This window comes from Corynebacterium sp. HMSC075D04 (assembly GCF_001815635.1).
Taxonomy (GTDB): domain Bacteria; phylum Actinomycetota; class Actinomycetes; order Mycobacteriales; family Mycobacteriaceae; genus Corynebacterium; species Corynebacterium coyleae.
Map to the genome: position 1 here is coordinate 1 of NZ_KV821320.1, position 9,265 is coordinate 9,265.

Consider the following 9,265-nt stretch of genomic DNA (forward strand, 5'->3'; position numbering starts at 1 on the left):
GGTTTACCCGTCCACAAAATTTGACACAGGCCAGATAACGCTGACACCAGGCTGCGACCTCTGAGAAGAACCTTCATTAAATAACATTTTCCCAATCATCTCCTGTGACAAACCATTCCAGCCAGCTACCCAATGAAGTATTCCTGCTGTCTAGCTTTCCGATTTGAGCTCGAGGATACGTTCGGCCAAGGCAGCATTTTGCATCTTCAGCTCTTCGTTCCTGACGCACTGAGCAACGAGCTGGTCGCCCAGTTGGACAACCAACCTGTTGGCAAAGTTGAGTTCGGTCTCGACTATTTCTTTTGAGTTGGCAACCTGTTGAAGCACTTCCACTTCATTCTCAAGATGGTTGAGTTTAGCCCGATACTCCTCCGCCTGTTGTGCCGATAGGATAACCGGAACTGTCACGAGTCGTCCAAGTTGAACCTTCGCTAGCTCACAATCGCCTCTACCCCCGTTAGTGCTGTAGGTGGCAAGGGCAACGGAATCCCTAAAGTCGACTGACTGTAAGCAACAATCAGAAGTGCCGAACTGTATAAGGACCCGAGTTACATGCCGTTCAGTTTCTGGACGCCACACCGCAACTACAGATTTATCATGCCTTAGCCACCCTTCCATGAGCGTAATATCCTGGTAATTTGGGCTAAATATATAAATACAATCAGCAGACTGCAGTACCGATGAGGGAAGTATGTCCGCATCTGAGTGCCAAATCATCGTCCCGTTAGGAAGTACCCATAGCGGTGGTGGTTGATCAGCTGGTTGAACAACCGCAACTTTGACCGATTTCCTCAAACTTTCCATTCTTTATCTCTCTGCCTAGGACTGTTCTTCAGTTGGACCTTTACGTTTGCAATCTCGATACTCGGCCGCTCTCGGCTAAACCTCATGAACCGCATGCCGGTGCACACCAAGCCTGCAGGTAAGTCAACATCTACATGATAACGACCAACCCCTGGCCGGAGATCTAAATACTTAAAGTGACCAATGGATGGATCGCCTGACAGATATAAGCCGTCGACCCGAAAATCAATTGTTTGGTCTGCAACTATTTCACCTGCTTCTATTTTTGCAATCTCAAAGCTGACCAAACAATCTTTCGGCTTAATGGAATGATCTGCCACACAATCGAAAGCCAATTCAAATGCAGAAGCGCAATCACACAATGAAATTACGTCTAGAGCCTCTATATCTCTGAAAGGCTTATCAACGGCACTCAGGCACCCACCGTCGTGCACGGGTTGCAATAGCTCTTCTTCCACCATCAACTCGTGCAGCACTTCGGAAAAATGATCATCCGATCCGCAATCAAACACCCCGTATGCTGGCTTTTCACCTAACCTACGAAATGCGTTAGTTTCGACTTCCGCCTTTAGATGCCTGTCACCTGCCACAAACACGACTCTCCTTGGGGATGCCACCGACGCAAGTCGCCGTAACTTTTCACCGAGCTCTGGAGTGAACGAGGAGACTCTCATTTCAGCGCGAAGGAAGCTATCTAAATCAACTAGAAGTACGTCGTACGCGAGATGTTTTAGCTCGGCTTCCAGTTTCGAGAAGGCGATGGAACTTCCTGTGATTGTTTCAACAGGGAACCGCTTGAAAATTTCGTCTTCCACGCCCCGGTTTCCCACATAAAGAATTTTGGGAGACCCCACAAAGCTTTCAAAGAGAAGCTCAATTTCACCCCGCCCTTTCCATCTTTCGATGGTAACAGTCACTTTTCCAAATTGTTCCGGGGGCATATGAGCTACGACACTAAAGGGTTCAAGATGACTACTATTTTCGAGATAGCGATAATGCGAACCGTCAGGGGTAGGCCAGAGCCCGTCGATTTTCCCTGGATGCCCTTTCTCTGGCGAAAATCGAACCAGAACTTTATTTTCAGAAGCTGACTTTAGTAGCCCTTTAACCTCGTAGAAACTATTTTCATCCGGAAATACTGGCAGGGATAGCTTTTCGTTCAAAATCATTTAATCCGTCCAACTATTTGCTCGCCTCTAAACAGTAGTTCGCCTCATAGTAAACTACCGCCTGCTCATGCCCACTGTCCGTTTCCACCCACTGGGTCTTTCTGTAGCACTCCGTGCGTACAGAACTCCGCCACGTTCAGCGAACGATGATTATTCTTAGCCTATGCATTGTCGCATGAATCTCCGACGCTTCCCACGCCCGGCATAATCTCAGCATCGGCCAACGCTGTAGACTATTTTAGCGACATGTACCGACTGTTCCGATCACTGCGATGGATTAGATTTCCGTCATGAATTCGACCGGTTTTGTCAACACGTGCTCCAATCCTTCCCTTGGCAGCGCATGAACACTTCAACAACAAACGCGGTGCAAAGAAACGCTGACGAGGTGCTCGCAAAGGTAATGCCAGCACGCCAAAAGCAGGCCAGGTGCGTCAGCACGATAGTTCCGCTAGACAAGATCCGGACGACCGACTTGCAATTGAGTGACTATCCATCGCTATCAGATTTCGTCCACGCCGCCAGCCATAAACACCTGCTGGTTTCATCAAACGCGCCGTATAGTCGCGGCCAATATGTAAGCCCTCCCGATTCATTGCGTCCCGCATTTTGCGGGTGCCGTAAACAGGGAAGTTTTCCCCTGGATACGTTGAGTCTCTGGGATAAGCAGGCTTTCGCTCAACGCATTTGCGTTTGGAGTCCGTGCGGTGGCGATCCGCTAGCCGCGCGGGGCAATGAAACCACGATCTGCCTGCTTCAAAACACGGCAGATGACTTCGACCCCAATTTGTTCCTTTTGCACGTCGATTTTGGAAATCATCTCATCGTGGCATCGGCAAAATTCCACCGGGAAAAAACCAAATCTGGTTTTCAAAATCTCGTTGGTTCGTTTCAACTAACACGACCTTCCCGGAATATTCTCTTGAGCTTCTGCCTTCGACAGGTTCCTCAGCCGAGGCTGCTGCCCGTCCGCGAAGTACAACCAAGTCGAGATACCACAAGCGCAACGTCTGGTGGCAAACGCCAAGCAGTATCCCGACTTCTCCGTAAGCGCATTGCAGTGAGCAAGGCTTAAGGTGGACCGTTTCAACGATTTGGCCGACTGCCCTTCCCTTGAACTCGACGAAATTATTCTGGGCCGAGTGACCTATCTTTCCTTAGATAGGTCAGGAACTAGCCTGAGGACACTTCCAAGAGTAGACACTTCATGATAAAGCCTCTATTAACAAGATTGAATGCCTCGCACTGAACGTCAACTCTGGGTGCCCCGCTCAGACATGGAAGCAGAGAGCTACAATGCAGGTGTTCTTAACACCTAAAGGAGCCTTGATTTGAATTCAGTTGCTTTTATTGGACTAGGTTATATTGGCCTGCCAACAGCCGTCGTCATGGCCAATAGTGGCTTGCAGGTGACCGGCGTAGATGTTGTACCAGAAAAAGTTGAATCCGTAAACAACGGCGAAGTAACAATCGTGGAGCCAGGCCTCGAGGAGGAACTGCGAAACGCACTCGAAAGTGGCAACTTCCGTGCTTCCACGGCAATGCCGACTGCCGACGCCTACATTGTCGCGGTTCCCACGCCTTTCCAACAGGACCATTCCGTAGACATGGCTTTCATCTATTCGGCCGCCGAGGCCATCGCACCGAAGCTTACGGGTGGTGAACTAGTTGTGCTCGAATCCACTTCTCCGCCGCTCACGACCCAGCGCATGGCCGAACGCATTATTGAACTGCGCCCTGAATTCGTTATCGATGGCAGCGACAATCCGGACGAGAAACCGACAATTCTTTTTGCACACTGCCCCGAGCGCATTCTCCCTGGCAAAGCCATGGAAGAGCTCCGTACCAACGACCGCATCATCGGTGGTATGTCACCTCAGGCTACGAAGCAGGCCCGCGAAGTATATGCGAGCTTCTGCCGTGGCGAACTGCTCGAGACAAATGCACGCACTGCTGAGTTAGCGAAGCTAACTGAAAACTCGTTCCGCGATGTAAATATTGCTTTTGCCAACGAACTATCTGTCATCTGTGACAGCCTTGACATCGATGTCTGGGAACTAATCGAGCTAGCTAACCACCACCCTCGCGTGAACATTCTTCAACCCGGTCCAGGTGTTGGCGGCCACTGCATCGCAGTGGACCCATGGTTCATCGTCTCTAGCGCTCCTGAACAAGCGCGGTTGATTCGCACCGCTCGTGAGGTAAACGACGCAAAGCCCGCATGGGTGCTGGACAAGATTGCTGACGCTGTTAACCAGGAGGACGCCGGAACAATCGCGATTCTCGGTCTGGCGTTCAAGCCCAACATCGACGACCTGCGCGAATCTCCAGCATTGGAGATTGCGAAGCGCGTCGCTACGCAATTCAGCAATAGGCAGATTCTCGCTGTTGAGCCGAACGTAAAGGCTCTGCCGCCGGCCCTCGAGGGATTAGAAAACGTCGAATACGCCACGCTTGATTCCGCAATCAATCAAGCAGACGTATTGGTACTGCTGGTTGACCACAACGAGTTTAAAGAAGTTCGTGCATCTGAAATTCAGGGCAAACACATCGTGGACACCAAAGGTCTTTGGGTTTAACTAGAGCCGCTTAGGGCCTGCCCCTCCCCGAGGGGCAGGCCCTTCAACTTTACCCTTCCTGACGAGTAATCAAAGCTACCAGGCGTTCAAGGACGTCTTCCTGAGCAAAGTGCTCTTTCACGAACTGACTTGCATCCTCAGAATTCACCTCGCCACATATCAGGGCTTGAGCCAGCTCATCGGTTGAAGCAGACAGCCATTCCAGTGGGTAGATGAGATCCGCACCCGGCCACGCGATGGAGTAGGGAATCGCACCAGAAGCAGCACCGTCAGCCAAAGTGAGATGGAACGATTCAAAGTCACTCACCGAGAGGACGAAACCTACGTTCCGGTACCAATCGGCCATATCAGGACCAAAGCCATCGAAAATAACAGAACCAGGCTTCCGGTTATTTAGCGTTGCAATCCGGTCGTATTGCTCCTTGTAGAATGCCATTTCCTCCGGACGGTTTGCCATCCACGGATAGTCTTCAGGGGTTTTACCTTTTATCCGCAAGTGGAACCGCTGATCTTTTTTCTGTAGCGCCTCAAGCACATCAAGGGCACGGTCCAAACGCTTTGACCGTGGCACAATTCCGACAAAGCCTATACCGAACTCAGCCGTCGGCTTCTTCGGGAGCTTAAGTGCCCCCACGTCGACAGGGTTAGGGATGATAACTGTCTTTTCTTTTGGAATGCCGTGGGAAATGACGGCGGTATCTCGAATAAGTTCACCCACGAACACGAATTTTTCTACGCTAGACGTATCAATCTGCTTGAGGTACGGGCGAAACAGCTCCTGGGAATGTACCCGCACAACAAGTCGTTGATCAGGGCGAACGTGATGCGAAAACCACACCGCATTTCCCAGACCCCACTCGCAAAAAACTATATCCGCCTCAGAAAGCAGTTCCATCGACTGATCTTCGTCGTGCTGAGTATGCGACTCCCATTGATCCAATAGGACCTTATAACCATTGGCCGTCAAGGCGGCAATAGTGCTCTGAGCAAATTTCAGATCGTGCCCTGCCACAAGAACTGTTGCTCCAACGGGGAGAGACGCTAACTCATTTTCGACTTGTTCCGGTTGCGTCCAAGCTGTGTCCGGCGCCATAAACATTCCAACAGCATTTGCATTGTCAGCATTCTCGCTTCTGATCAGCGCCGCAACAGTTATTTCGTCCGGGGTAATCGGAACACATACTGAGTCGCCGTTAACAAAGCTCTCCCCATACAGTGGCTGAATGACATCCCATTCACCAAACCGCGTAGCAAGGAGCAAATCCTCAAAATGCGTGCGTGAAACTGGCTTATCTACGTGCGTGGTGTAGTCCGCTTTTACTGACTCAACGTCCACGCGAATGCCTTGTTCTCTGACTAGTGCGCGCTGTTGTTCCGATAAGTCACCAACAATAGCGAATGGTCGAACAGACTGTTCCAGTAGCGATGCAATTAGCTCGTTGCTCGGGTTTGAAACTGTGACAAAGTAAGTCGGAAGCTTGACTCCACGGACCGGAATACCAGCAGTGCGACACATAATTGCCATTGCTGTATCCGTCGTGTGTGATCGATAGATCGTGCGCATTTGCCGCCAGATTTCTTCCAGCCGGCCTTCTGCGCTTTGCGTCCAATTGAGCATCCATGCGTCAATGTCCTCTTCGGCATTGGACGACGCAATATTCGGCCCCAAGGTTTCCGAGATTCCACGACTTGGAGAGGAAAGGACAACACCGCCACAAGCAGGGATCTCAACAACACGGCGAGAGAACATAGTCGGAGAATCTGTCACTGAGCTCACGTTTAGTTGAGCAATGTGGGATGCGTACGATTTCAACACCTCGGTGTATGGCAGTGATCCTCGAACCGCAGGCGCATACTTTGACGGAAAGGTGTAGGGAGAATCTGGTATATCCGCCTGACGGTCGTAGATTGCTAGTCCATACTTTCTCGCGGCCTCGAGCAGCTGGTCAAGCCCCTTTGAACGATCCGCGTATCGCTGCCCGTAATACGTCCCGGCATACGCGATCGTATTATCGAACTCTCTCGACACCGGTAGAGGATTGTGAATCTTGGGCTGCGCGTAGAAAGGTAGAGAAGAAACACTTACATTCTTGCAGTCAGGAACCCTCAAATACTCAGGAATCATGTTCGCATCGGTGGTAAACACATGATCAAACAGGGCTGTGTTAGGGGCGAATCGCGCAAAGTGCACCGGATCTTCTTTATTCCAAAAGACAGTGGGGACTCCGTTTTCTTTCGCATACGCTACAAGTGCTCGCAGATCAGCGCTTTCGTCATCCGAGTAGTGCCCGACTCCCCGCTTCCATTCGCCACCGTTTCCTTCCCATGCTGATTCCACAAACAGCAGATCAATCGAGTGCGACGAAAACTGTTGACGCCAGCTTTCACGACTCATCAAAACTGTGTGGAACGCCCCTTCAAGAGTGGTACGTGTGAATTCATCTCCAATCACCCCCACCGTCAAATCAGCAAGTTCCCTACTTGAAGTAACGCATGTTTCGTAACGACGACGCGCCTCCACCTGAGCCAACCGCATAGTTTGGCCGATAGCTTCCCAGGTACGCTGCTCAACCGTCCAGAGACGCGCTCTACGGCCAAGCTCACCACGTGCTTCAGAGTCTTCAATCAGTGTTCGTAGCTCCACGGTGAGGCTCTTTAAGTCTCCCGCTCTGAACGTTGCTGCACGCGGTAGATCTGCTGTACCTGAAAGATCTACGTTAGGTGCGACATCGGACAAAATCGTTGCTTTACCGGCTGAAAATGCTTCCAAGGGTTTTAAGGGCGAGACCAACTCGGTGATGCGTTGAGAATGACGCGGGCATGCGACGATATCGAAGATACTCATCAACCGAGGGATTTCAGACTGCGGTAAGCGTCCCAAGAATCGGACCTGCGCATGAGGGCGATCCGCTGCTAGCGTTCTCAGGTTATCTTCTGCTACGCCTGATCCAGCAATCACAACCTGGTGTTGGATACCTTCTCGCCCAAGCAGCTCGGACGCTTCAATGAGCAGATCGAGCCCCTCATATTCCACCAAGCTGCCGGCAAAGCCAATGACCGGACCCTCACTTGGGATCTTTTTCGCTTGCTTGTAGCTTTGGTCTGCGGGAATCGGCACGAACCTGCGAGTATTCACCGCATTAGGCGCAAGCAGGATCTTGTCTCGTTCAACGCCCCGTTCGACCAACTCATCAGCTACCTGGTCTGTAATAGCAAGTACTACATCTGCTTCCAGCGCAACCAAGGTCTCGAGGTCGCGCATGAGCTCGAAACGTTCCGTATTTTCAAACCCCGGTTTTGATGATGCTTCGGTTAGCTCCCAAAGTCCCCTCACTTCGTAGACGAAGGGAACACCAACTCTCCTGGCAGCGATCAGAGCTGGTAGCGCTGTCCGGAAGTTCGATGCTGACTGAATCATACTGGGACGATTCAGTTTCGCTTCACGCACGAAACCATCTGCGGCGATCTGAAAATAGTGATCTAAGGCGTCTCGGCTCAGGTTTCCGCCGGGAATGTGAACATATGGCACTCCGTCTAGATTTGTGGAACTGCGACGCTGACCGGGCTTTTTTCGATCAGCCTTTGAGTCCCACGGATAACCTGGCCGGGCGACAACAACCGGATCAACACCATTTGCCGAGAGTCCTTCAACCACACCCCGAGTTCGTGTTGAATAGCCATTTGAGTTAAAAACAGGGCTCTGGTGCACGCAATACATCACACGATTTACCTCGGGAACGTAAGCGCACGCATCCGAACGTGCGGGGAGAGCGATGCCGTTCTTGCGAACCCGTTCAATACCAAGAATTCTGTGCGAGAGAATTTTTGCTTTATCTGAAGATTCCTCTAACGCAGCTTGATTCGTTTGAATGAATGTAGCGGCATCACTGACTCGACCTTCCTGATACCACAGCCGATTCAATGTCGTTTCAAACGATTCATTGCGAGTTCTGTGGTTACGCTTTTCTAGGGATTCGAAATCTCGTTCACCGTCACTGTTACCACTGCCAAACGAACCAGTGCGGGGTAGCGCATCGACTACCTTGTTGGCGAATTTCGAAGATTTCTTCGCTGCCTTTTGCGTAAAACCAACTGGGTCAGTCAACGCATGGCGCGTAGCTTTAGCCGGCGCTGCAACAGCACGCCCAAGGCGCATAGTTTTGGAACTACGAAGTGCTGCAATCTGATCTTTCAACTTGGAGTTCTGCTTCGCGAGCCGTTCGCTACGAGTCTTCTCATCCTTGAGACTCGCCATCGCGGATGAGATTCTCCTCTTCAAATCGCTTCGCTCGCGCATAAGCGCAGCGAGCTGCTTCTCCTGGCTCTGCCCACGAAGATGCTTCATCTCGTTGTAGAACTTCTCGGGATCATTGACAATGGCATTAATCCGTAACTGCTCGAGATGTTGCGGATCGCGGATCTCATCGGCGAACACTAGACGCTCCTTCAGACGTTTGAACTACACAGGATCTAGCCCGTTGCTCAATCGATTCTACAAACTCGTAGGAAGCTACTCCCATGCTAAGACAGCGGCGCTGCGGTAACCCTCCACTGGAAACTGCGTGATCGCGGACATGGTTTGATTAGCCGAGGTTACGACTTGCGAACACCCACCCTGGAGCCGCACCCCTGAGGAATGGATGCTTCACCGCGAAAAAGGCCAAAGTTACAGGTCTGTCCGGTCAAGTCCCGTGTAGTGGTGTAGCCGTTTGT

General features: G+C 51.2%; 4 protein-coding genes and 1 pseudogene. 1 reads left to right on the forward strand and 4 read right to left on the reverse strand.

What is annotated here, in order from left to right; genetic code table 11:
• Positions 1-150 precede the first annotated feature (150 nt).
• The 3 genes and pseudogenes from HMPREF3048_RS03645 to HMPREF3048_RS12500 all read right to left on the reverse strand — a co-directional run.
• A complete protein-coding gene (locus tag HMPREF3048_RS03645) occupies positions 151-408 on the reverse strand; it encodes a hypothetical protein (protein ID WP_070613926.1) in 258 nt (85 codons plus the stop codon).
• 383 nt (positions 409-791) lie between these two features.
• Complete coding sequence (locus HMPREF3048_RS03650) at positions 792-1,973, reverse strand: hypothetical protein (protein ID WP_141758843.1); 1,182 nt, start codon at positions 1,971-1,973, stop codon at positions 792-794.
• A gap of 164 nt (positions 1,974-2,137) precedes the next feature.
• Positions 2,138-3,124 (reverse strand): annotated as a pseudogene (locus HMPREF3048_RS12500) (IS3 family transposase); the annotation flags it as partial.
• 180 nt (positions 3,125-3,304) lie between these two features.
• Between HMPREF3048_RS12500 and wecC the strand changes: the two are divergent.
• Positions 3,305-4,552: a UDP-N-acetyl-D-mannosamine dehydrogenase gene (wecC, locus tag HMPREF3048_RS03655; protein WP_070613928.1), complete on the forward strand. Its 1,248-nt coding sequence runs from the start codon at positions 3,305-3,307 to the stop codon at positions 4,550-4,552.
• A gap of 49 nt (positions 4,553-4,601) precedes the next feature.
• Here wecC and HMPREF3048_RS03660 read toward each other — a convergent pair whose 3' ends face one another.
• Complete coding sequence (locus HMPREF3048_RS03660; protein WP_070771226.1) at positions 4,602-8,987, reverse strand: glycosyltransferase; 4,386 nt, start codon at positions 8,985-8,987, stop codon at positions 4,602-4,604.
• Positions 8,988-9,265: the final 278 nt, after the last annotated feature.